This is a genomic window from Oceanihabitans sediminis (genome assembly GCF_003337215.1).
Classification (GTDB): Bacteria; Bacteroidota; Bacteroidia; order Flavobacteriales; family Flavobacteriaceae; genus Oceanihabitans; species Oceanihabitans sediminis.
The window spans coordinates 312,525-338,925 of the sequence record NZ_QPIG01000001.1; the positions used below are offsets into that span (position 1 = coordinate 312,525).

11 protein-coding genes are annotated in these 26,401 nt (G+C 36.2%); 8 read left to right on the forward strand and 3 right to left on the reverse strand.

The features are described 5' to 3' along the window. Positions 1-29 precede the first annotated feature (29 nt). The gene (locus DU428_RS01405) at positions 30-2,309 is read right to left on the reverse strand and encodes a beta-N-acetylhexosaminidase (protein WP_113965628.1); all 2,280 of its coding nucleotides are present in this window, start codon (positions 2,307-2,309) and stop codon (positions 30-32) included. 39 nt (positions 2,310-2,348) lie between these two features. Between DU428_RS01405 and DU428_RS01410 the strand changes: the two genes are divergently transcribed. Genes DU428_RS01410 through DU428_RS01420 form a run of 3 tightly spaced genes read left to right on the forward strand, consistent with a single transcriptional unit; the run spans position 2,349 to position 8,052 of the window. Next, positions 2,349-5,279 carry a GH92 family glycosyl hydrolase gene (locus tag DU428_RS01410; protein WP_113965629.1) on the forward strand — a complete coding sequence of 977 codons (2,931 nt, stop codon included), beginning with the start codon at positions 2,349-2,351 and terminating at the stop codon, positions 5,277-5,279. A 37-nt stretch (positions 5,280-5,316) separates the two neighbouring features. Further along, positions 5,317-6,984 carry an MFS transporter gene (locus tag DU428_RS01415; protein ID WP_072348328.1) on the forward strand — a complete coding sequence of 556 codons (1,668 nt, stop codon included), beginning with the start codon at positions 5,317-5,319 and terminating at the stop codon, positions 6,982-6,984. A gap of 60 nt (positions 6,985-7,044) precedes the next feature. Next, positions 7,045-8,052, forward strand: coding sequence for a N(4)-(beta-N-acetylglucosaminyl)-L-asparaginase (locus tag DU428_RS01420; protein ID WP_113965630.1), 1,008 nt, complete (start codon positions 7,045-7,047; stop codon positions 8,050-8,052). A gap of 43 nt (positions 8,053-8,095) precedes the next feature. Here the strand turns inward: DU428_RS01420 and DU428_RS01425 are convergent, their stop codons facing one another. Continuing rightward, positions 8,096-9,508 (reverse strand): aldehyde dehydrogenase family protein, encoded by a 1,413-nt coding sequence (locus DU428_RS01425; RefSeq protein ID WP_113965631.1) that lies wholly within the window; start codon positions 9,506-9,508, stop codon positions 8,096-8,098. Positions 9,509-10,136: 628 nt separating this feature from the next. Between DU428_RS01425 and polA the strand changes: the two genes are divergently transcribed. From polA to DU428_RS01440, 3 genes are read left to right on the forward strand one after another with little or no spacing between them, the layout of a single operon-like run. Beyond that, entirely contained in the window at positions 10,137-12,971 is a 2,835-nt protein-coding gene (gene polA, locus DU428_RS01430) for a DNA polymerase I (RefSeq protein ID WP_113965632.1), read from the forward strand. A 12-nt stretch (positions 12,972-12,983) separates the two neighbouring features. After that, the gene (locus DU428_RS01435) at positions 12,984-13,370 is read left to right on the forward strand and encodes a (deoxy)nucleoside triphosphate pyrophosphohydrolase (protein ID WP_113965633.1); all 387 of its coding nucleotides are present in this window, start codon (positions 12,984-12,986) and stop codon (positions 13,368-13,370) included. Then, positions 13,367-16,507 (forward strand): DUF3427 domain-containing protein, encoded by a 3,141-nt coding sequence (locus tag DU428_RS01440; RefSeq protein WP_113965634.1) that lies wholly within the window; start codon positions 13,367-13,369, stop codon positions 16,505-16,507. The genes DU428_RS01435 and DU428_RS01440 overlap by 4 nt, the downstream gene beginning before the upstream one ends. A gap of 79 nt (positions 16,508-16,586) precedes the next feature. On the opposite strand, the gene DU428_RS01445 is transcribed toward DU428_RS01440, so the two are convergent. Then, positions 16,587-17,513: a T9SS type A sorting domain-containing protein gene (locus DU428_RS01445; RefSeq protein WP_165839137.1), complete on the reverse strand. Its 927-nt coding sequence runs from the start codon at positions 17,511-17,513 to the stop codon at positions 16,587-16,589. Positions 17,514-18,057: 544 nt separating this feature from the next. On the opposite strand from DU428_RS01445, the gene DU428_RS01450 reads away from it, so the two are divergent. Both DU428_RS01450 and DU428_RS01455 read left to right on the forward strand, forming a co-directional pair. Next, entirely contained in the window at positions 18,058-19,773 is a 1,716-nt protein-coding gene (locus DU428_RS01450; protein WP_123796481.1) for a hypothetical protein, read from the forward strand. A 13-nt stretch (positions 19,774-19,786) separates the two neighbouring features. Continuing rightward, entirely contained in the window at positions 19,787-26,389 is a 6,603-nt protein-coding gene (locus tag DU428_RS01455) for a carboxypeptidase-like regulatory domain-containing protein (protein ID WP_113965637.1), read from the forward strand. Positions 26,390-26,401: the final 12 nt, after the last annotated feature.

Consider the following 26,401-nt stretch of genomic DNA (forward strand, 5'->3'; position numbering starts at 1 on the left):
AAGGGCGATTAAACCATACTGCAAGTATACTATTTAACGATTATTTCGTCAATAAAAGTCCAAGCTTTATTTCCTGCACCTGCTTTACCATGCGGAATGATTCCGAAATTAGGAATAAGTAATTTTATAAATCGTGTTTTTGTTGATTTCTCAACTTTCATAGGAACTATTAACTCTTCAGAAATAGGTGATTTCAACTGTTGCTTTTCTTCAGCTGTATCAAAAACTACAGTTCCTTCTTTAGGAGCATAAATCCAATTTACATTTCCGTTATGGAATCTTGTTTCTACCGATTGTATTGCTGTTTCTTTTCCTAAATCGATAGTAATTTCAATATCCTCTCCCCAAAATCCTAGCCATTGCTTATCATTAAAACGCGTATCACTACCGGCAATCCCATTAATTAATCCGGAAGCCCCACTTCCTAAGTAAGCTGGGTTAGGCTTTTTATTGATGGTGATTTTCTTTCCAACAGCTTTATGCACAAGAATTTCTTGAGTAAATGTTTTCCCTAGAGCTTCTACATCGTTAAAAACCGAAGCTTTTATCGTCGTGCTTTCTGTAATAGGTATAGGTTTTGTATAAATCTCTGCCTGTAGATTTGGTTCAGAACCGTCTTTGGTATATCGAATGGTTTTTCCTTGAGAAGCAGTTTCTAGTTGGAAAGCAACTTGATCTTCTGAAGTAATCATGCTTCCCTCTATTTCATAGAAATGATTTGCGTAGTTGATTTCTAAAGCATCTAATCGCTTGTGAAAGTTTTCGACTCTAGCAGCAAATTCCTTATAATTCTTTTGAGTTGGAGAAGACCAAACCACCTCACTTAAGGCCAGAATTCTTGGAAACACCATATACTCAACTTTCTTGGAACTCTGCATATACTCTGTCCACACATTTCCCTGAGCACCAAGTACGTATTTAGCTTCTTCCGGACTTAATTCTTCCGGGATAGGGTTTAAACCATATACTTTTTCTAATGGTAAATAACCACCAATGGCTAGGGGTTCTGCTTTATCTTCCGATTGATAGTGATCAAAATAACAATGAGAACCCGGAGTTAAAATCACTTGATGCTGTTGCTTTGCTGCTTGGATAGCACCATTAAATCCGCGCCAAGACATCACTGTTGCATTTGGTGCTAATCCACCTTCTAGAATTTCATCCCAACCGATGATTTGTCGACCTTTACTATTTAAATACTTTTCTATTCTAGAAATAAAATAACTCTGTAATTCGTGTTCGTCTTTTAAACCTTCGTCTTGAATTCGCTGCTTACAAGCCGCACAGTTTTTCCAATGGGTTTTAGGCGCTTCATCGCCACCAATATGAATATATTCACTTGGGAATAATGCTAAAACCTCATCGAAAACATTTTCTAAAAAGGTAAAAGTTTCCTCTTTAGAACAATATATATTTTCATAAACCCCTCCTTTTTTAGCAACCTCTACTTGTTCACCGGTGCATCCTAGTTCTGGGTAGGCAGCAATAGCCGCTTGGGAGTGGCCCGGCAATTCAATTTCAGGAATTACGGTTACAAACCTTTCGGTTGCATAGGCTACAACCTCTTTAATTTCTTCTTGGGTATAATAACCACCATATCTTTTTCCGTCGAATAATTGTGGTTGGCTATCATAATGACCAATTAAGGTCTCGCTTCTAAAAGCAGCTATTTCTTGTAGTTTAGGATATTTTTTAATTTCAATACGCCAACCTTGGTCTTCGGTTAAATGCCAGTGAAAGGTGTTTAACTTTAGCATTGCCAAAGCATCGATATACTTTTTTATAAAGTCTACAGAAAACATATGTCTACCAACATCAAGATGCATTCCACGATAAGGAAATTGCGGAGCATCCTCTATTTTTAAACATTTTACAGCTAGCTTCTTGTTTGCAAATGTGTTATTTTCAAAACCTACAGGAAGCAATTGCCTTAAACTTTGCACTGCATAAAAAGCACCTTTATCGCTTAATGCCGATATTGTAATTTTATCTTCTGAAACTTCTAAAGTATAAGCTTCCGGGTTTGTAAAGTTTTCCTCTTTTACAAAGGAAATCGTATTCACTCCTGTACTTTCTTTCAAGCTAATACCACTTCCTTCCAGTATAAAAGCCTTTAAATACTCGGACGCAATTTTAAAACCTTCGGAAGCTATAAGTTGTGTTTCGTCACTTAATATAAAATCGCCATTAGCAAACTCTAGCTTAGAAGGTTGCGGAATAATCATGGGTTCTACAGAAGGAACTAGCTTTTTATTACAACTAAATAAAACAGACAAAAGTAGGCAGAGAGTTAATTTCTTGTTTTGCATTTTACTATATTAGTTCACTAAATTACTAATCTATTTTTAATGCGGCTTTCCCTCTATTCTATTTTTATTGTATTTCTACTTTTTTCTTCCTGTAAACAAGAAAATAATGTTACCGCTGCACAAAAAACCAAAGACCTTATTCATTATGTAAATCCGTTTATAGGAACTGGTGGTCACGGGCATACATACCCTGGAGCAAGCATGCCTTTTGGAATGATGCAACTAAGTCCGGATACCCGATTAGACGGTTGGGATGGTTGCTCTGGTTACCATTATAGCGACAAGTATATTTACGGTTTTTCGCATACACATTTAAGCGGAACAGGAGTTTCCGATTATGGGGATGTGCTTTTAATGCCTACCAACGAGGTTGAATTTAATAATGGAGCAAATGGCGAAAAGGGCTATAGAGCAGCTTTTTCTCATGATAATGAAATTGCCGAAGCTGGATACTATAAAGTGCACTTAGACAGTACAAATATTGAAGTAGAATTAAGCGTTTCCAAACGAAGCGGCATACATAAATACACTTTCCCAAAAGACGCAAAACAAGTTGTTGTTTTAGATTTAGTGCATCGTGACGAAGTTTTAGATTCTAAAATAAACACCTATTCTAATACAGAAATTGGAGGGCATAGACACTCCAAAGCATGGGCAACAAATCAGAAGTTATTTTTTAACATGTCTTTTTCAAGACCTTTTAAAAACATGACTTTATTAAACGATAAAAATGAAGGTAAGACAGTAAAAGCAGCCTTTGAGTTTGATGCTTCCGAAAACCAAACGCTAGAAATTAAAGTAGGTATTTCTGCCGTAGATGAAATTGGAGCAAAGAAAAACCTAGATCAAGAAATTGCCAATAAGACTTTTGAAGAAATAAAACTAGAAGCACAAGAAACTTGGGAAAAGCAATTAGAGAAAATTGTTATTGAAAGTACTAACGAAGATTATAAAACCAATTTTTATACTTCTGTTTACCACACCATGTTAGCACCAAACCTATACCAAGATGTGGATGGTCGTTATCGTGGTATGGACTTAAAAATTCACGAGACCCAGGATTTTGATTATTATACTGTTTTTTCGCTTTGGGATACTTACCGAGCTACGCACCCGCTGTACACAATTATAGAGCAAGACCGAACTAATGATTTTATTAATACTTTTCTAGCAAAATACGACGAAGGAGGCATTATGCCAATTTGGGATTTAGCAGGAAATTATACCGGCTGTATGATTGGTTACCACGCAGTTCCTGTAATTGCAGATGCTTATTTAAAAGTCATTCAAAACTATGATATTGAAAAAGCTTTTACAGCAATGAAACATTCTGCGATGCAAGATAAATTGGGTCTTAAAAGTTATAAAGAATTTGGTTTTATTCCCGTGGAAGCAGAAAGCGAATCGGTTTCCAAAACTTTAGAATACGCTTATGACGATTGGACCATTGCGAAAATGGCACAGGCTTTAGGAAAAGACGCAGACTATAAAAGTTATATAGAACGTGCACAATACTATAAAAACGTTTTTGATCCTGAAAGCCAATTTATGCGAGGGCGATTTCGAAATACTTGGTTTGCTCCCTTTGATCCTTACGAAGTAAATTTCAACTATACCGAAGCGAATGCTTGGCAGTATAGCTTTTACGTTCCACAAGATATTACTGGTTTTATAAACTTACTTGGAGGAAAAAAAATCTTAGAAAAAAATCTAGATAATTTGTTTGTTGCTAAAGACGAAACCTCTGGTCGCCACCAAGTGGATATTACGGGGTTAATTGGTCAGTATGCGCATGGAAACGAGCCTAGTCATCATATGGCTTACCTATATAATTTTGTAAACAAACCACATAAAACACAGGAGAAAGTCCGCCAAATTTTAACAGAGTTGTACACAAATACACCAGACGGTATTTCGGGTAATGAAGATTGCGGACAAATGAGTGCTTGGTATGTGTTTAGCTCGTTAGGATTTTACCCTGTTACGCCTGGAAGTAATACGTATATTATTGGAAGCCCTTTGTTTGAAAAAGCAACTATACAGCTAGAAAACAATAGGCAATTTCATATAACAGCCAATAATTTAAGCGATACAAACATCTATATAAAATCTGCTTCCTTAAATGGAAAGCCTTTAGAACAATCTTATATTTCGCATCAAGATATTATAAACGGTGGTCATTTGGTTTTTGAAATGAGCAACAGTCCATCGAATTGGGGTACAAAAGATTCTGAAGTTCCTTCCACAGAAATAAAAGAGCACTTAATTACACCTGCTCCTTTTATAGCCAAAGGAGATGTCGCTTTTAAAGGTAAAACAGAAGTAGTTCTAGAAAATGCAGATGCTTCCGCTGCAATATTTTATAGTTTGAATGGAAAAGAATTTGAAGATTACGAAAAGCCTTTTAGTATTTCTGAAGACGCTTCCTTGCGAGTATATTCTGAGAAAAATGCTATTAAAAGTGCTGTACTTGAAACCAATTTCTATAAAATTGATCCGAATATTTCCTTAAAACTAGAAACCGAATATGCCAACCAATATAATGGAGGTGGAAAAAACGCACTTATAGATGGAGTTTATGGGGCAGCAGATTTTAGAACCGGTACTTGGCAAGGATATTTTGACACAGATTTAATTGCTACTGTTGACTTGGGGAGTGAAAAAGAAATAAGCTCTGTAAGTGTAAACTTTTTACAAGACCAACGCTCCTGGATCTTTTTCCCTACGGAAATCCAGTGTTTAGGTTCTAAAGACGGAAATCACTTTACAACACTAGGGACTTATTCTTTTGAAAAACCAATGCCTTCCGAAGAAGTAAAAATACAACAAGTATCTTTTAAAGAAACCCAATCAAACTACCGATACATCCAGCTAATTGCGAAAAAACTAGGCAAGCTTCCTGAGTGGCATCTTGGTTATGAAGACGGTGGTAGCAGTTGGCTTTTTGTAGATGAAATAACAATCAAGTGAAGATTATAACTATATTTAAAATATTAAAACTAACTAAATGAACAATCAAAACAACAAATCTGCTTTAACTACGCTAGTTACCGTCTTCTTTTTTTGGGGATTTATCGCCGCTTCCAACGGGGTGTTTATTCCATTTTGTAAAACCTATTTTAATATAGATCAGTTTCAGTCGCAATTGGTGGACTTTGCTTTTTATGGTGCTTATTATATTGGTGCTTTGTTACTATTTATTATGTCAAGTGCCGTAAAACGAGACATTCTTAACAGTTGGGGTTATAAAAACGGCATCGTTTACGGTTTGGTTCTTTCGGCAGTTGGCGCCATAGTTATGTATTTTGTAGTAAATGGTTCCCAACAGGGACAAACGGAGGTTTTTTATTTAGTGCTTTTAGCATTGTTTATTGTAGGTTTAGGTTTTTCATTACAACAAACGGCAGCCAATCCTTTTGCTATTGCTTTGGGTGAACCATCCAAAGCTTCCCACCGACTAAATCTAGCAGGAGGAATTAATTCCTTTGGTACAACCATTGGCCCGATTATTATTGCGCTAATCATCTTTGGTTCTACCCCTTTAACGGGTGACGAATTGAATGCTATGATTGCGAATAACGAAATAAAACTAACAACAGTTCAAGCTTTGTATTTAGGCGTTGGAATTTCCTTTTTATTAGCTGCTGCCCTATTTCATTTTTCTAAGAATCTTCCGCAGGCAAAAGCAGACTCAAGCTTTGAAACAGCAAATAAAGCACGAAATATTCTAATTATATTAACCCTAATTATTGCTACTTGTTTCTCTTTGATTTTCATGACCTATACTGGAGATAATGTAACAACAGAAGCCTTAGAACACAAGCGACTTGTATTGTTATTTATAGCCTTGCTTTCGGTTATAGCTTGTATCTGGATTGCTTATACGAATGCTTCTAAAAAACCAGATGGTTGGGGAGCAATGAAATACCCGCAATTGGTTTTAGGGATGCTTGCAATCTTTATGTATGTAGGTGTAGAAGTTACTATTCAAAGTAATTTAGGAGAGCTACTTAAATCGGTTGCCGACAAAGTTAACAACCTAAATCCGTTAGACATGCCGGTAATGAACGATGCGGAGATAGCCCCTTTTATTTCCTTGTATTGGGGAGGTTTAATGATTGGACGTTGGGTTGGTGCTATTACCGTTTTCAATCCAAGTAAAGGTTTAAAAAAGTGGTTGCTTATTATTGTACCATACGTTGCATTGGGAGTGATTTTATTGGTAAACTATGGCAAATATTCTGCAACAGAAATTTTATTATTTAGTATCTGTGTAGCTATTCAAATTGGTGGTTTCTTTTTAGCTAAAGACAACCCGGTACAAACCTTAAAAATATTTAGCAGCTTAGGAATCATCGGAATGCTACTAGGTGTTTTTGCTTCTGGGCAATTAGCTTTATTCGCATTACTTTCTGGAGGGTTATTCTGTTCTATTATGTGGCCAAGTATTTTTGCATTGAGTATTGCTGGCTTAGGAAAATATACCTCGCAAGGATCTGCCTTCTTAATCATGATGATTTTAGGTGGTGCTATTATTCCGCCGGTTCAAGGAAAGCTAGCTGATGTATTCGGTATTCAATCTTCTTATTGGATTGCAGTACTATGCTTCGGTTATCTACTTTTTTATACTTATAGAACCAAAACCATCTTAGACAAACAAGGTGTAGAATATTAAAAACTTTAAAAAAAGGGCTTAGCGTATGTTAAGCCCTTTCTATTTATAATAAAGAAGAACATGAAAAGAAGAAACTTCCTCAAGAAAACCTCTTTAACTAGTGTTGGATTAGCTATTGGCTCTACCCTTTTGGCTTCTGAAGAAACTACGAATACAACCACTTCACCAAACACTTCTAAAGAATATAACAAAGCATCTTTACCTGTAGTTGTGGCAACCTGGAAGGTGAAAAATGCCACAGCAAAAGCAATGGAAATATTAGAAGCAGGAGGAACAGCTTTAGATGCGGTAGAACAAGGTTGCATGGTAGAAGAAGCAGATATCAATAATAAATCTGTTGGAAAAGGAGGCTTGCCAGATAGAGATGGAAAGCTAAGTCTTGACGCTTGTATCATGGATAAAAACGGCAACTGTGGTTCTGTTGTTTATCTTCAAGATGTAACTCATGCTATTTCTGTAGCTAGAAAAGTTATGGAAGACACGCCGCATGTAATGCTTGCGGGAGCAGGCGCAAAGAAGTTTGCCTTAGAAAAAGGTTTTCAAGCAGAGAATCTACTAACGGATGCTGCGAAAGAAGCCTGGGAAAAATGGAAAGTAGAAGCCAAATACAAACCCATTATCAATATAGAAAACCATGATACTATTGGTATGTTAGCTATAGATAAAAATGGAGATATTGCTGGAGGTTGTACTTCTAGCGGGCTTGCTTATAAATTAGACGGACGTGTAGGAGATTCCCCAATCATTGGAGCAGGATTATTTATAGACAATGAAGTTGGAGGCTGTGTTGCCACCGGCCTAGGGGAAGAAGTTGTAAAAACCGTTGTTAGCTTTTTAGTAGTAGAACTCATGCGTCAAGGAAAAACACCACAAGAAGCATGTGAGGAAGCCATTGGCAGAATTGTAAACAAGCCCAACAGTAATTATAAAAACTTTCAGGTTGGTTATATTGCTATAAACAAACAAGGAGAAACCGGAAGCTACGCCATTCACGAATGGTTTAGTATGACCAAGTTTCAAGATGGCGTGAACGAACAAGTACCTTCGGATTATTATTTAAAGCAATAGAAGATTTCTTTAAGTCTCTTTATTTTTAGTTACTATCTATAAATTAAAACCACTTAATAGTTAAGTTCACTAACTTTTGTTTGAAGTTATTGTACGGTGGAAACAAAAACTCTATGGAACCAATGGTATGCTGTTTCATTACCGAGCGCATATTGGAGAACTCCTGAAATCCAAAAACACCATGTGCCTTACCAATACCACTATTATTACTCCCTCCAAAAGGTAAGTAGTGATTAGAATATTGCACCACATTATTATTAATAGCAGAACTACCTGCTCTAGTATTCTTTAAAATATAATTGGTGTTTTTCTTACTCTTTGAATATACGTATAAGGCCAAAGGTTTTTCTCCAGCATTTATATAGGCAATTGCTTCCTCTAGGTTTTTGTAAGTTTTTATAGGAAGTATTGGTCCGAAAATCTCCTCTTGTAAAAGAGAAGCCTCTTCCGGTAAGTTAGAAATTACGGTTGGTGTAATAAAATTATCTTCAGAAGCTGTTTTACCCCCTATTTCTATGGTTGCATTTTTCGATGTAGCATCTTCTAAATGATTTACTAAACGCTGAAAATGTTTTTTATTTACTACACGACAAAGCGAATTGGAAGCAGCTGGATTTTCGGTATAAAAATGTTGTAGCTGTTTTTTTAGTTCTGTGATAAAGGCATCTTTTATCGTGTCTTTTATCAAAATATAATCTGGAGCAATACAGGTTTGTCCGCTATTTAAAAACTTTCCCCAAGTAATTTTCTTTGCAGCCTTTTTTAAGTTAGCTGTTTCGTCGATAATGGTTGGCGACTTCCCTCCTAACTCCAGGGTTACCGAGGTTAGATGTTTGGAAGCTGCTTGCATCACTATTTTTCCTACTTGCGGAGATCCCGTAAAAAAGATATGATTAAAAGGAAGTTTTAATAATTCTTGCGACACCTCCACCTCTCCTTCTACAAGAGCAATTTCTTCTTCCGAAAATAAATCTGTCACTATATTGGCCATGACTTTAGAGATGTTGGGAGTCATTTCCGAAGGTTTAATAATCACTGTATTTCCTGCAGCTATTGCCGAAACCAATGGTCCGAAGGTTAAGTTTAAAGGGAAATTCCACGGAGAAATAATTAAACAAACCCCTTTAGGCTCGTACATATACCAAGAAGAAGAGCCTATAAAAGCCATAGGAGTTTCGACCTTTTGGCGTTTCATCCAGGATTTCAAATGGGATTTGGCAAACTTAATTTCGCTAACCACCGGGTATATTTCTGTTAAATCGGTTTCGGTATATGGTTTTTTGAAATCGGTATACAGCGCCTCACGAATTCTTTCTTTATAGGTGATTTCTACTGCTTTTTTTAAAGCATTCAGTTTTTGAATACGCTGTTTGCATGTGCTGTTTCCTACTGCAAATTGGTTTTCCTTTTGTTTTGAAAACAATTCAAAATACGGATTATTTTTAAAGTCCTTCATAGTTATTCCCTGTTTAACAAGTGCTTTTTTCTATTCTGCCTGTTGTCACACACCTGTTTTTTCTCTGTGTCGAAGTTAAACAAAATACTTTTCCCCGATGCGAAAAGCTGCTTTCATCTTCTATCTGCCTAAAATCTGTAGTTTATGTGTTTTTGTAACAAGCAAGCAAGAAAAACTGCTGCTGAAATTAGAGGAAATATTTTAAAAAAGAAAATTAAAAAAGCGACAAAGATGCTCTATTAGGAGGGCTAAGTACAAGTTGTAAATCTGTGTTATTTGGATAAAAAACTGCATATTTTTACTACGGAGTCACTACGGAGTCACTACGAACCATCCTCGAACCATCCTCGAACCATCCTCGAACCATCCTCGAACCATCCTCGAACCATCCTCGAAGTATCCTCGAAGTATCCTCGAAGTATCCTCGAAGTATCCTCGAAGTATCCTCGAAGTATCTATGGAAAAATATTTGCTCTGAAATAAGGAAAGTCCTTAGCTAAAAAAAGTTCTTCACAAATTGCATTTTATTTCCCCATTTAGGATAGAAATAAATCCTAGTGAAGCCTTCAAAAGTCTTAAAGGTCTAATAAGTTTTTCGTAGCTTTGAATTTCTTTCAAAACAAATACTATGTCCGAACAAAAACGCCTTTTTTTAGTAGATGCTTACGCATTAATTTTCCGTGGCTACTACGCATTTATAAAAAACCCAAGAATCAACTCCAAGGGAGAAGACACCTCAGCAATTATGGGGTTTATGAACTCGCTTTTAGATGTTATAAAACGAGAAAGACCCGATCATCTTGCTGTTTGTTTTGATAAAGGCGGAAGTGCAGACCGAGTAGAAATGTTTGAAGCCTATAAAGCAAATCGTGACGAGACTCCAGAGGGAATAAAAACGGCCGTTCCGTATATATATGAAATTTTAAAAGCCATGCATATTCCTATCATGGTTAAGGAGGGATATGAAGCAGATGATGTGATAGGGACGCTTGCAAAAAAAGCCGAAAAAGAAGGATATAAAACCTTTATGGTTACGCCAGATAAGGATTTTGCCCAGCTAGTTTCTGAAAATATATTTATGTACCGACCAGTTTTTGGTGGTGGTTATGAAACTTGGGGAATTCCGGAAGTACAACAGAAGTTTGAAGTAGAAGATCCGCTTCAAGTCATTGACTATTTAGGAATGATGGGCGATTCTTCCGATAATATTCCTGGGCTTCCAGGAGTTGGTGAAAAAACAGCAAAGAAGTTTTTAAAGCAGTTTGGTAGCATGGAAAACCTATTAGCTAGTACCGATCAGCTAAAAGGAAAAATGAAAGAAAAGATTGAAGCCAATAAGGAGCTTGGAATGCTTTCTAAGCAGCTAGCCACGATTATGCTAGATGTTCCTGTGGAATTCAATGAAAAGGATTTTGAAATGTCGGAGCCAGATATTCCGAAGGTTACAGAAATCTTTCAAGAATTAGAATTCAGACGTTTGATTGACAATTTCAATAAAACTTTTGCTAAAGAAACGGAAGCAAGCACTAGTACCGATAAAAAAGCAGCAGTTAAAACAACTCCTAAGGAAGAAAAATCTGCCGGAGAAGGACAGTTTTCTTTATTTGGTGGCGGTTCTGATTCAGAAGCAGCAGCTTCTACACATTCAAGAAAAACAGCCGAAACCACGCCACACTTCTACCAAAGTGTTGCACCAGGTATGGCAACCAAGCTTTTTATTAAAAACTTAATGAAGCAAACTTCGGTGTGTTTTGATACAGAAACTACCGGATTAAATCCCTTGACTGCAGAGCTAGTAGGAATTGCTTTTTCTTGGGAAGTTGGTAAAGGATTTTATATTCCGTTTCCGGAAGACCAGCAGGAAGCACAGGAATTAATAGAAGTTTTACGAGTGTTTTTTGAAAGTGAAACCATTGAAAAAATCGGTCAGAATTTAAAATATGATATTAAGGTTTTAGCTAAGTATGGTATTAGCGTAAAAGGAAAGTTATTTGATACTATGCTAGCGCACTATTTAATCAATCCGGATATGCGTCATAATATGGATGTACTAGCGGAAACCTATTTAAACTATACGCCAATTTCTATCACAGAATTGCTAGGGAAGAAAGGAAAAAACCAACTTTCTATGCGTGAGGTTCCTTTAGAAAAGCAAACCGAATACGCGGTAGAAGATGCCGATATTACGCTGCAGTTAAAAGAACATTTTACTAAGGAATTAGGCGATGCCAATACCCAAAAGCTTTTTGATGAAATCGAAATTCCGTTGCTACGCGTTTTAGCAGCTATGGAATTAGAAGGAATTCGCTTAGACACTGCCTTTTTAAATTCTCTTGCTGATGACTTAAATAAGGATATCGCGAACCTTGAAAAGCAAATTTTTGAGGTTGCCGGAGAAGAATTCAATATTGCTTCCCCAAAACAATTGGGAATCATTTTATTTGAAAAACTGAAGTTGGTAGATAAGCCTAAAAAGACCAAAACGGGTCAGTATGCAACTTCTGAAGACATCCTATCCTATCTAGCAAAGGACCATGAGATTATTCGAAATATTTTAGAATATCGCGGACTAACTAAATTAAAGAGCACCTATGTAGATGCCCTTCCGCTTCAGGTAGAAGCAAGCACTGGCAGAGTACATACAGACTATATGCAAACCGTTGCTGCTACCGGAAGATTAAGTAGTAATAACCCAAACCTGCAAAACATTCCTATTCGTACCGAAAGAGGAAGACAGGTGCGAAAAGCCTTTGTTCCTAGAAACGAAGAATACACCTTACTGGCTGCCGATTATTCGCAAATTGAATTACGTGTTATTGCAGCCTTAAGTCAAGAAGAAACCATGATTGAAGCCTTTAAAAACGGAGAAGATATTCACGCTTCTACCGCTTCCAAGGTATTTAATGTACCCCTTGCCGAAGTTACTAGAGAACAACGTAGTAATGCCAAAACGGTAAACTTCGGAATTATCTATGGGGTTTCTGCTTTCGGGCTAAGCAACCAAACCGATTTATCACGTAGCGAAGCCAAGGATTTGATAGACACCTATTATGAAACCTATCCGAAATTAAAAGCCTACATCAGTAAGCAGGTAGATTTTGCTAGAGATCATGGTTATGTAAAAACGGTTTTAGACAGAAGACGTTATTTAAAAGATATTAATTCTAGAAACGCGGTAGTTCGTGGTGCTGCAGAGCGTAATGCGGTAAACGCCCCTATACAAGGATCTGCGGCCGACATTATTAAGATTGCCATGATTAACATCTATAACAAGCTAGAAGCTGGAAACTACAAAACGAAAATGCTTTTACAAGTACATGATGAATTGGTTTTTGATGTTTATAAGCCAGAACTAGAGGAAATGAAAAGCCTTATTAAAAGCGAAATGGAAAACGCCTTTAGCCTAGATGTTCCATTAGACGTAGAAATGGATATAGGTGAGAACTGGTTGGAAGCGCATTAATTTGAACCAATTATGAAGACCATTCTTGTTACCTGTGCCATCATTCATTTTGATGAAAAGATTCTTGCCGTACAACGAAGTGCCACAATGAAACTTCCGTTGAAATGGGAGTTTGCTGGTGGTAAAATTGAAGCAGGAGAAACGGAAGAAGCTTGCGTAAAGCGTGAAGTTCTTGAAGAATTAAATATTCATATTGCAGTCAAAAAGCGGCTGTCTCCGGTTAGCCATGCTTATCCAGACTTTAAAATCCAATTGATTCCTTATACCGCTGACTATGTTTCAGGGGAATTGAAGCTACGAGAGCATGCTGATTATAAATTAGCCCATAAAGAAGAACTGCTAAGTTTGGATTGGGCTGAGGCGGATGTGCCGATTGTTAAAGAATTATTAGAGCTATGAATCAAGGAATTTACGAAGAATTAGTAACGCAACTTGTATCTGAAAAGATAAATGAACTCGATAGAGATAAGTTTTTTCTTAAGAAAAGTGAAATAGATAAAGAAGAAGCTTCAGATGTGCTATCTAAACATCTTTCAAAAACTTTAAAACATGCTTTTCAACTTGTCAAGGGAGTAAATAAGATTGACAAACAAATTGAAATTGCAAACAAAATCATCAGGCTTCTAAAAGAAGAATTCAACAAGCAAGAATTTGACGATGACTTAGTAAGTGTTGAAGGTGAAATTTTAAAAGCTGTATTCTCTAAAGCAGATGCGCATTTTTCAGACCTTGACCTTCACCTAAAGGAAATCACACCATATACTAGACTTACACAAAGTGAATTATTTACTGGAGGCAACGGAGGCTTATCTCTTGAGAGCGAATTAAAAAAAGAGATTCTCTCATCTAATCAAATAAACCTATTAGTTTCTTTTATTAAGTTTAAAGGAATCATAATCCTTGAGAATGAGCTTAGAGAATTTACCGAAAGAGGTGGCAAACTAAAAGTCATTACAACTACATATATTGGAGCAACCGACTATAAAGCGATTCAATTGCTTTCTAGTCTACCCAACACAGAGGTTAAAATTTCCTATAATACTTCAAACGAAAGATTACACGCAAAGGCATATTTATTTTATAGAGATTCAGGGTTTCATACTGCTTATATCGGTTCTTCAAACTTCTCTAGGTCTGCACTTACAGATGGTTTAGAGTGGAATTTAAAAGTAACTACAAAGGAAGTTAGTCATATTATAAGTAAATTTCAAAAAACATTTGATGCTTATTGGGCGAGTGATGATTTTGAATTATTTGATGAATCCATACATAAAGACAAACTAATAAGCGCATTAAAACAAAGTAAATTTAGCAAGCCTTACGAAAACACTTCTGCTTATTTCGACATCAAGCCATTTCCATATCAAAATGAAGTTTTAGAAAAACTAGAAGTAGAAAGAACCGTTCACAACAGATTTAGAAACCTAGTAGTTGCCGCCACTGGAACAGGAAAAACAGTAATTTCAGCATTTGACTATAAACGATTTAGACAAAATAACAAATCATCAAAATTGCTTTTTCTAGCACATAGAAAAGAAATTATACAAAAATCACTTTCAACATTTCAAGGCGTATTAAGAAACAATAATATCGGTGAACTATGGGTTGATGGAATGGTTCCTAATAATTTTGAATTTGTTTTCGCATCTGTTCAGTCGGTGAACAATCAACTTGAAACGGTAGGATTGGCACCCGATTATTATGACTATATCATTATTGATGAATGTCATCACCAAGCAGCGAAAAGCTATAGAGCTATTATCGACTACTTTAAACCAAAAATACTTCTTGGACTAACAGCAACTCCCGAAAGAATGGATGGTGGAGATATTTTAGAAGATTTCCATGATAGAATCGCTGCTGAAATAAGGTTACCAGAAGCTTTAAACAGAAAACTACTTTGTCCGTTTCAATATTTCGGCATTACAGACAGTATTGATTTATCAAATGTAAGTTGGGCACGAGGGAAATATGTGGCCAGTGAGTTAACCAATATTTATACAGAAAGTGACAGAAGAGTCCGAGAAATTATCGATGCTTTAGAGAAGTACACGAAAGACATACACGATGTGAGAGCTCTAGGTTATTGTGTCTCTATGGAACATGCTCGTTACATGGCTGAAAAATTTAATTTAGTTGGATTAAAAGCTGATTATTTAACAAGTAATAATAGTAACGACCGAACTGCTATTCGTCAAAAATTAGAAAAAAAGGAAATCAACTATTTATTTGTAGTTGATATGTTTAACGAAGGAATAGACATTCCTCAAATTGATACATTACTCTTTTTAAGACCTACAGAAAGTTTAACTATTTTCCTTCAACAATTAGGAAGAGGATTACGTCTATATGAAGAAAAAGATTCATTGACTGTTTTAGACTTTGTTGGAAATGCACATTCTGAATATAACTTTGAAAGTAAGTTCAGAGCACTTATTGGTAAAACAAATACTACCGTAGTTAAAGAAGTAGAAGATAACTTCCCTCATTTACCACTAGGATGCTCTATAATTTTAGAGAAAAAAGCAAAAGCTACAATTTTAAAGAACATTACAGCAGCAACCTCTTTAAATAAAAACAAATTAATTCAAAGAATACAACAATTTCAACACGACACACATTTACCACTAACCATCACCAACTTTAGTAAGTTTTACAATATTCCTTTACCTTCTATTTACAAAAGAGGTAGTTGGAAACGACTTTGCAACCTTGCAGGTAAGTTAGATGATTTTAGTTCTGTAAATGAAAAAGAAATCGTATCAGCTATTTCTAACAAGTGGCTTTCTACGAATTCTTTAAGTTACTTCACATTTATTCTAAAACTTGCTCAAAAAGATTTCAATATCAATATTTCTAATTTTAATGAAACCGAAAAATCCATGCTCTTAATGTTACATTATGATATTTGGCAAAAAGAAGGTGGTTTTAATTCATTAGAAAATAGTATTCAACAAATTGGAGCTAACAAAGTTTTAGTTGAAGAAATAAAAGAGGTTTTAGAGCTATTAATTGAAGATATAAACTTCAAAGAATTACCAATTGAACTTCCATATGAACAACCATTAAAATTACACAGCCGATATACAAGGGACCAAATTTTAGCTGCTTTTCAATTCAGTAGCTTCGAAAAAAAATCATCAAACAGAGAGGGAACGGCAGAAAACAAGGATTTAAACACAGAAATACTATTTATAAATCTTATTAAATCTGAAGAAAATTTTTCACCAACTACTATGTATGATGATTATGCTGTAAATGAATTATTATTCCATTGGCAAACTCAAAACTCCGCTAGACCAGACTTAGGAAAAGGCTTATCTTATGTTAATCATAAAAAAACAGAAAAACGTATTTTACTTTTTGTTAGAGAAAAAGCTAAAAATGAATATGGTAAAAGTATGGGGTATGTATTTATTGGTGAAGGCGAACTAAAAGACTATAAAGGTTCAAAACCTATGAGTATAAATTGGAAGCTTCAAGAACCAATGCCTCATTATTTATGGAAAGATGCTGCTAAACTTTCAGTAGGATAAATAACTTTAAAATCAAAAAAAACAGCCTCCAATCATTCGACTGGAGGCTGTTTCTATATAACATCACTTTTAAGACAACTTAGTTCTTAATAAGCTTATGTGTATGGGTTTTATTATCTAGGGTTTGGATATTTAAAAGGTAAACACCTTCAGAAAGTGTGCTTAGATTTATATTTTTCATGGATTTGCTTTCCATCAATTTTTGCCCTCTAAGATTGTAAATAGCTATTGTAGAAATCTGATTTGGAGTAATACCTTCGACATGTAATACATCCTTTACTGGATTAGGGTAAATACGAATACCTGTAGTATCAACAATATCTTCTATTCCTAAAGAACCTGTTTGCATTATAAAGTTGTCGTAAAAAGCACTTCCTCCATAATTATTATGTAGCATATTAAACCCTACAATATCTACCATTGTAAAGTTGCTACGGGTATGCGCTAAAACATTATTTAGATAATATTTTAATTCGGTATCTGATACTTCAATTTTAATGTTTAGCCAAGTATTTGGCGTCCATGCTGCATCTTCAATATAAAAAGCTGTATAGTTTATGTCATCAATTGTATAAATTAAACCTCTATACTCCATAGCAATTCCTGCTACAGGAACAAAATCGTCATTGGCATCAATACCAAAAAGAGTAAACTCAAAATCGGCACCATTGGCTTCTGTTACCATCATATCAAAAGATATTACAAAGTCTTCATGCGTTTTTGGGGTATCGAATGTTTTAGCCGCACCAAAAATAGGCAGCCATTGCGGGTTAAAATCTGGTTCAAAAGCATTTTTAAATGCATAAGTCCCATCTGTAGCCTTTTCATCGGTTACCACTTGGTTAAGAAGGTAGCCTCCTTGGTTGTCATCGGTTACTTCCCATCCGTTTTGGGTGTTTAAAGATCCAAGGGTGTAACCCTCACTCGCTTCAAAAGAAATAGTTTCTTGAGCGGTTGCTACAACTCCTAAAAATAGTAATAGTAGCATTGCGTAATTTTTCATCATAATTATATTTTTTAGAATAACAAATCTAGCCATAATAGCAGGGTAAAGCAATTGGGAAACTATTAAAAAAAACTTAAAAAACCCTTTAGTTTAAAGGGCTGACAAAGATTTTAAACATACAAAAGACTCTAATTTCTAGACTTTATTTTAGTCAGTTAGTTATAAATGAGCATTTTGACCAGGAGATTGACTACTAGTGTTTCTATTCGCTCTAGAATCCCTCCTTTTGTAAGTATATACGCTCTTTTGGTTTTCTGATTAATAAGTTATAAATGTCAAATTCTAATTCAGATAGGTCATATACTCAACAGCTATTGTTTTTATTCTTCATTTAAGCCACCTTCGACCCTTTATTTACACCCTGATTACTAGACACATAAATGCTTTAAAAAATAGTTTGTTGTTGCTATTTACCACTAAACCTAGCACTTAGAATCTATACAGAGGTATTTTGTAAGCTTTGGATTTTTGAGGCCAGAAACAGGTTGCATTTAATGAGATAACACAGCCACTTAGAGCAAACAGAAACGATGAACCGACTATTATGAGAAAAAAAATACTGTATTGGATATTCTTTTTATTCCTCATGACACCATTATTACATGCGCAGGATATTGGTACGTTAAAAGACCAAAAGCCATTTACTTTTCATGGTAGTATTGGCGGGGGTGCTAATGCATTTTCTTCTAATGAAGAATTCCCTACGCGAGATCCTTTTTCTTGGAATTTATACGGTAATTTTACTGCTTCCGTTTACGGACTCTCCCTACCCTTCTCTTTCGCTGTATCGCAATATTCTGAAAGTTATACCACTCCTTTTTCTCAGTTTGGTATTAGTCCCACTTATAAATGGGCAAAACTACATCTTGGGTATAGAAATATTTCTTTTTCGCCATTAGTATTTGACGGACATAGTTTTATGGGTGCTGGAATAGAACTTTCTCCTAGAAATTTTTATTTCGGAGCTTTTTATGGAAGATTAAATAAAGCTATTAGTGAGGATCACCGAACAGAACATGCGGTAGAACCGCAATACGAACGAACAGGCTATGGTGCTAAAGTAGGGGTTGGTGGCGATCATACAAATTTTAGTTTACAATATTTTCATGCTAAAGATGATGAACGATCTATTGAACGAGCTCAGGATAGTTTAACCACCATACTACCTCAAGAAAATAGTGTTGTTGGCTCCTCTTGGAAGTTTACTTTTTTTAAAAAAGTAACTCTTAGTGGTGATGCTGCATTTAGTGTTTTAAACAGGGACCTTTCTTATACCACTATAGACAGTATTGGTGAGAAAGAGATACCACGAATTATTCAGAAACTCATACCTATCAATTCTAGTTCTGTATTTAGTTGGTCTGGCCAGATGCAATTAGCGGTAATGCTAAGAAATTTTAATGCAGTATTGGGTTACCGCCGTGTAGAGCCCGATTTTAAATCCTTAGGTGTACCCTACGCTTTAGATGATGTGGAAATGATTAGCGCTAACATTAATACCAACTTTAATAAGGGGAAAATAAATCTGCATGCATCTTTTAACAACCAGCACAATAATTTACAAAACATGCTAAACTCCAAATTGATAACACAAACGGGAAATATTTCCTTAAATACGTTTGTAAGCCAACATTTGAATATTAATATGAATATGACCGGTGTACGGGTTTTACAGGAGGATGGCTTATTACAATTAACAGAAGAACAACGATTAGATCAAACTATGTTTACCGCTGTTCTTTCTCCGTCCTTAAACTTTTCAAATTACCGGCACCAGCACACTATTAGCGGTAATGTAACCTATACCAATCTAGAGGATAAAAACCCAACTACTCAAGCACAAACGAATGGGAATAATTTATCTTCATCATTAAACTACGGTATCTACTTTACACAGAAATACTTTGACCTGAACACCTCTGTACTATACAGTGTTTATGAACAGCAAAACAGTGATTACAGTTCCTTAGGCTTTAATATTGGCGGGAACATGCAGGTGCTTCACAGTAGAAGTTTAAACCTACAAGGGAGTATTGGGTATTTTTTAAACAAAGCCTCTGACTCACCAACAGGAAACAATTATACCTTTTCCTTTAACGGAAGTTATATGCTATTTAATAGCCATTCTCTTGGGCTTTCTGCTAGCTATATGATTACACCGCCTGTAAACTTAAATCCACTAAACGAAATAGAACATGTTCCTTATGCAGTTAACAGTAAAATGTTTACTGCTGGTATCACCTATTCTTATAGTTTTTAAAATCTGATTGACTATGAATCCTATCCAAAAAATATCGAAACATTTAGTTGTCTTACTATTAATTTTAAGCTTCAGTCCTATAGATGCTTATGCGCAATTTCCTGTGCAAGTAAATGTGAATGTACAGCAACCTGTACCTCCATACTTGCCACAGATAAAGGCGAATATCATAGGTAACAGAACAGGGCAACTGAACCAAGACATTAGCAATCATCTAGCTATAACTTTGGTAAACTCTGGTAATTCTCCGAAGCGAGTTAAGCTATTTGGAAAAATAGAACGTTTATCTCCCGGGCCGATGAGTATTACGGTACGACCAGGTTATCAACCATCTAACCCTATTATGATAAATCCGCAACAAATGATTAGGCTTAATCAACCTATGTTGGATGATGCATTTGGAGGTTTTTCGCAAAGTGATTTGGTTTTTAACAATACGAGTTTAAGAGAATTAAGCCAAGGAGGCTTAAACTATAAATTACCTGAAGGAACGTATCGTATTTGTGTTACAGCATATGATTATGAAGCTCCAGGACAGTCTATCCCCCTATCTGCTCCAGGAACCGGATGTGCCGTTTTTACTATTTGCTATAGAGCTGCTGCACCCCAAATGGTTATGCCTGTATCTACCATGATGCAGTCTTTTGGTGGATTTCAAGATTATACTCCTACATCCTCACAAATTCCATTTAGTTGGACACCACCAACCACTACCTGTGGTATGCCGCTAGGTGCACTGAATTATGATTTAGAAATTCGTAAAGTTTTTCCGGGACAATCTATTAATGATGTAGTATATAATCCGCCAGTTTTTGAGAAAAAAAATATACGGACTACCACTTTTATATTAGACACTTTACGTTTTCCTAATGTGTTTGAAAATGGAGAACGATATACGATACGAGTTAAAACCAATTTTAGGGCTATGCCTGGCAGTCCGCTAGAAATAGCCAATGAAGGATATAGCCAAGTAGCAGGTTTAAATTATGTTTTACCAGCATCGGAAACCCCAGAAGTAGAGGCTCCAGCATTGGTAGAGGATATAAAAAATCCTACGGAATATGCTACAAATAGGATTAACGGAAAACTTTTATGGAGCTTTAAACAATCTGAAGCAAGTTCTCCTGAAAACAATAGCAATATCCCAACAGCCACAGGAGTAAGCCCTTCTATTACTGAGGTAAGCGCCCCGCTTGTTTCTAATATAGAAAATTCTCCAATAGGTGTTTATATGGGTAATAATGACATTCTAGCACAAAATGCTTCGGCACTATCACAAACAGACCCTACACTAAATATTGCAAGCACCTATAATACGGCAGCAACTTATTTTCCAGGTGTAACAAGCGCTACACTTGTGGCTGTAGCACCTTATGAGCCAGCAGAAAATATCATTAGTACCAATGCCGCTAGCTCTGTAAGTTATGCGTACGAACACTCGGGAAGCGATCCTTCAGAAAAAAAATATCCGCTGAGTAATGTTACTGTTGTTTTAAAAGGAAAACAAAAATCATCATCTGATTCCCCAAGTCAAACAGGGGTTAGTCCGTTTGTTAATTCACCGCAATACACACCATATACCATACAGAATGATGTACAATTCTCTGGATTACGAACTATGGATGATTGGCCAGGTGCTGCAAATATTAGTCAAACGAACAATACACCAAGCATCTCTAACACAGGCGCAACAAAAGACAATTTCAGCTCCACCAATATTAGGGACCTTTCCTTAAAAGTATTGGCTTCTGGAGTAACGAATGCCGAGGGAAATTATACCTTAGATTTTATTCATCCAAAATTTTCTGGGCTTGACCAATATGAAGAGCTTGTACTAAGTGTAAATGCTCCAGGCTTTTATGATTTCTCCTATGAAATCCCGATAAACGAAATAGACACCTTAAATGAAATTAATCTAGGAGAAAAGGTGCTTCTTGCTGATACTTATCGATTTTCAGCAGTAGTACATGCCCCAAGTATTGAAGGCAGTGATGCTAACCTAGGGAAAATGCAAGTTCGCATGTATCGTGAGGCACAAGAAATAGCAGAATTTCCTTATTTACAGCAAGAAGGAAATGTAGCTTCGGAAGCTAGAGAAAGCAAGAACATACAAGGTAAAGAATATGTATTAGTAGCGGTTGATAGTATTAATAAAGGAGAAGCTCACTCACAAAAATTCGAATTTAAGAAACTATTCTATCAAGGTAATCTTAAAGTAGAGGTCCAAGCTGAAGCAGAAAACTTAGAAACTTTAGCAACAGACCTTCGAGTTAGCTCTCAAAACATCGCTAAAGACAAGATTATGTTGGTTAATGCAAATTACAATGCCTTGCTTTCAGAACCTGCCGTACGAGGTCGAGTAGCTTTATATGCTGGAGAAAACACCGTATCTATTCAAGATGCTATTGTAAAAGTAACTTATAAGGAAGAAGATGTATTGTTTGGAGGGCCTCCAGTGAATATAAACCAAGAAACCTTAGATATCATAAACAACATACAAGATAACCAAGCACAGTTACCACCAGCAGACTTAGAGGACCCATTAACTTTTAGTGGTATTCAAACTTCCAATGGGGTAAGTCTTCCTGTTACCGTTACTAGCTCTACAGCAACTAGCAACTATGCAGGAGCTGCTACTCATATAAGCAGCAGTAGCGTTGGCCAATTTCAAGTAACACCTGCAATTAATATCTCCGATTTATCTGAAACAGCAAACAGCATACCTGACTTTTTAATAGATCCAGGATATTATTCCACAACAACAGATGCATCCGGTAATTTTTATATTGGAAACTTACCAACCCTAAAAGCGGGTGCGGAATTCACCATTGAATTAGTTTCGGTACCTAATAAATATCGAGACTTAGCGGTTAACCCTGCTAACAAAAAATTTGAAACAAGTATAGCCTCTGGTGTCATAGCCTATAAAGAGTTTAAGCTAGACGCTCAAGTAACTCCGCTAGTAGGAAGGGTTGTTGATGCAAATGGAGCAGCTTTAGGCAATGCAAAACTTCATTTTGAGGGGAGTGATTCCTTTTTTGAAACAGGTAGTACAGGGATTTTTCAAACAAGCTTCTATCCTGGAACACATACTATTATAATAGAAAAACCAGGATATGTAACAAAAGAAGGACAGGTGCACATAAAGAAAAATCAAGTAAACATAGATCCTCCTTTAGTGCCTGAGGCACAAGAATCAGCAGCAGCAACACCTAGCGATAGCGAGGTATTAAACAACAGCAATCCAGAGGGGTTTTATCAAAGCTTAAACCAATCTCCAACCATACAAACAGCATTGCAAAATGGCGGGGTTCTAGATGCAAGTTTATTTGGACAAGCAACGCATGTAGCTGAAGTATCCAATCCGCATGCCACTATAGATTTCCTGTTAGATGATACGTTCCCAACAACATCATCTTATGCCGGAAGCACCCTAGACATGGGTAACATAGGCTACTTAAATGAAAAAAGAGCCAAAGTTAAATTCCTTGTAAAAGATGAAACAGACACAGACAAATTACTTGAAGGCGTTAGCATTAATCTTTTTAACACCACTGGTGTGACCAATGCAGATGGAGCCTTTTTATATGAAGGATTTGGCGGTAGTGTTGATATAACACTAATTCCGGAAGAAGGATCAGGATATCTTCCTTTAGAATCTTCCATAGAACTTAGATCCGACAACCAGCTTTATGAAGTGACCTTATTCCTTGAAAAAGGCATCCGACTATATGGAAGTGTAAGCAGCAATAACACAGCTGTGGATAGTGTAAGTATATCTGTAGAAGGAAGTAGATATATCACAAGTCTATCTCGTGAAGATGGCAGTTATGAATTATTTGTACCTGCAGGAGAGCAAGAAATTCGCGCAGCAAAAAGCGGGTATATCGCGCATAGAGAAAATATGAGCTTCCAATCGGGGAGTGATGTAGAATTCCACTTTACTTTAGAAGATGGCGGCGGTAAAAACATTGAACAATTATTAGGCTTTGATATTGAGCTAGAAGAAGCTGAAGCCTCTGCTAATGGGGCAGAAATATGGACCGGAAGATTTGTAAACATTCAACCATATTTACCGGTTTTTCAATCAGACGGTCAGGCATATTTACCATTTGCAAATATAAAAGTAACATTTGATGAAGACGGCAATGCCATACCTGAAAACAATAAAGTTATAACTGACGAAACCTCTATAGCCCTTACCTTGTTTCAATATTTACCAGTTAAATTTGAAAACAAAGGAGCACAAATTGCTGTCATAAAAAACTCTAAAGGATGGGGAAGTATTAGCGGACAATTAGCATTAGATGTAGATCGTATTTTAGGAGAATACCATGTTTCCTTTATGAAGGAATACTTACCTCAGATTATAACCACAGACCAATCTACACCTGGTTCTATTGAGATATTCCTTGGGGAAGGTGCCACAGGCATGCCGGGAATAGGAGATGAAAATATAGGAACCATAGAAGGTATGGTTGAAGATGCTGTTCAAGATGTAACAGAAGATATCACACCACCTAATACAGAAGAGATAGAAAATGCTGTTAACACAGCAAACAGCTATATAGCAGATGCAGAAAACCTTAGATTCCGATTGGCTGCAGAAGGATCGCAACCGGTAAAAATTGAGTTGTATGGTTTTACAGTAGTTTTAGATTTAGCCAATACGCTAATTAGCCCTGAAGGTTTAGATCTTTCCGGAGAAATCCATTCCCCACAATTTGGTCCTGTTGAAGCTCTTGAACTTTCACTTGAAACCCTTAAACTAAATCAAACTTTCCAAATAACAGAAATTGATATTCCAACCGATGATTTACCAGAACTAGAAATTGGTGGATGGAAAGGATCCTTGACCTCTCTTTTAATCAATGAAAGCGGCTTGAAGTTAGGAGGAGAAATATCGGTTAAACTTCCATATTCTGACACTTCCTCCTTAGCGTTTTCTAATTTAAAGATTACCAAAGACGGAGTTTACGGAGGGGAATTTGAAGTTACTAGAAACGGCATTGACTTATTTGATGCAGCCTTGATAAAAGACAATGGAACGGAACTAAGTTTTGGTCAAATTGGAAATAGTGGCATCTACAGTTTATCTGGTAGTGTGGATATGGAATTTAAAAAACTAATAGAGGAAGAGATTAAAATTCCGAGATTCCAAATTCAAACAGATGGACATTTTTCTGTACAAGCACCTGTAAACTATAGTTCTGATTTTGGTTTTGCTTCCTATAGTGTTGATGACTTAGTAATAAGTAACGCGACAGGACAAATGCCATATATAGAACTTTTAGGTGAACTAAATACCGATATCCCATTTTTAGATTTTAGTGCAAACAACATAAAGTTTCAGGCTACCGAAAGTGGCAGTGCCAAATTAACGGTAGGTAAAATTGTAGCCGACCTTGACGTTCCTGTAATTCATTGCGGGTTAGAATTAGATTTAAGAGACAACGGCTTTGCCGGTGGTGGTAATTTAGAAATACCAGGAACCTCTATAGGTGCCGACATTAATTTCCATTATTTTAAAAAAGCCAATGGTATAGATATGGGTGCATCCTTTGTTGCAGGAGCTCCAATTGTCTTGGGAGCAGCAACAATTGATAAACTAGGAGGAGGTTTTAGTTATGACACTAGTGATGATGCATTTGAGGTAGAAATTGAAGGAGAAGCATCTATAACTGGGCTAGCAGAGGCAGTGAAACTTGCGCCAATTAATCTAAGCGTAGTATCTGGACCAATTATAAAGGGAGATACAAAAGTATTGATAGGAGATGAATTTACACTTGCAGAATCTACAGTTGAATTAAATTTTCCTTCCAAATTATTTGCTATAACTGTTGATGCAGAAATGGAACCAATGGAAGGATTAGGGAAAGCAGACTTAAATGGTTTAATGCGAGCAAGCTGGGATCCAACGAAAGCTTATGCTTTCCTTGGGGTTAATACCACGATTAAATTAGCCGGTTTGCTAGATGCTAATGGACAGTTTGCTATGGGAGTTAATGTAAAAAACCCAAAACATGGTGACAGTGATATTGCCCATTACTTTAGAAATCTAGATAATGACTTAGTAACAAGTAATTATACTTTCTCTGGTTTATATGCTTACGGTAAAGTAGATATAGGCCCTCCTAGACCTAAAATTAAAGGAGATTTTTGGGTAGCTAGCTTTAGTGCAAATTATTATTCTAGCATAGAAACATGTTTGTTATTTAATTTCGCTGAGGCCGATTATCTTTTAAGTGTTAAAGGGAATTTAAATGCCTCGGCAAGTGCTTGTATTGATGTATCTGTATGGGATGGCTGTATTAGTGGTCATTTTAATTCCTGCTTTAGATTAGAAGGAGGAAGAAATAATGATAAAGGTTGGTTTTTTACAGGAAAAATTGCTGGAGATTTAGAATTCCGAATGGGTGATATAAGATATATGAGGTGTAATAATTGGAGAACAGGCTTTTGGGATGTAGAGGATAGACGAGGAAACGATATAGATGTAGGTTGGGGAGTTAGAGCTTGCGCTGGTGCTCATGCTAGCATTGAGTACAGCCAAACAAGAGGATTAGATCTTAGTGGTGGCTTAGGGGCCGTAAACACAAATAATTATTGTAATTAATAAAATATTAAA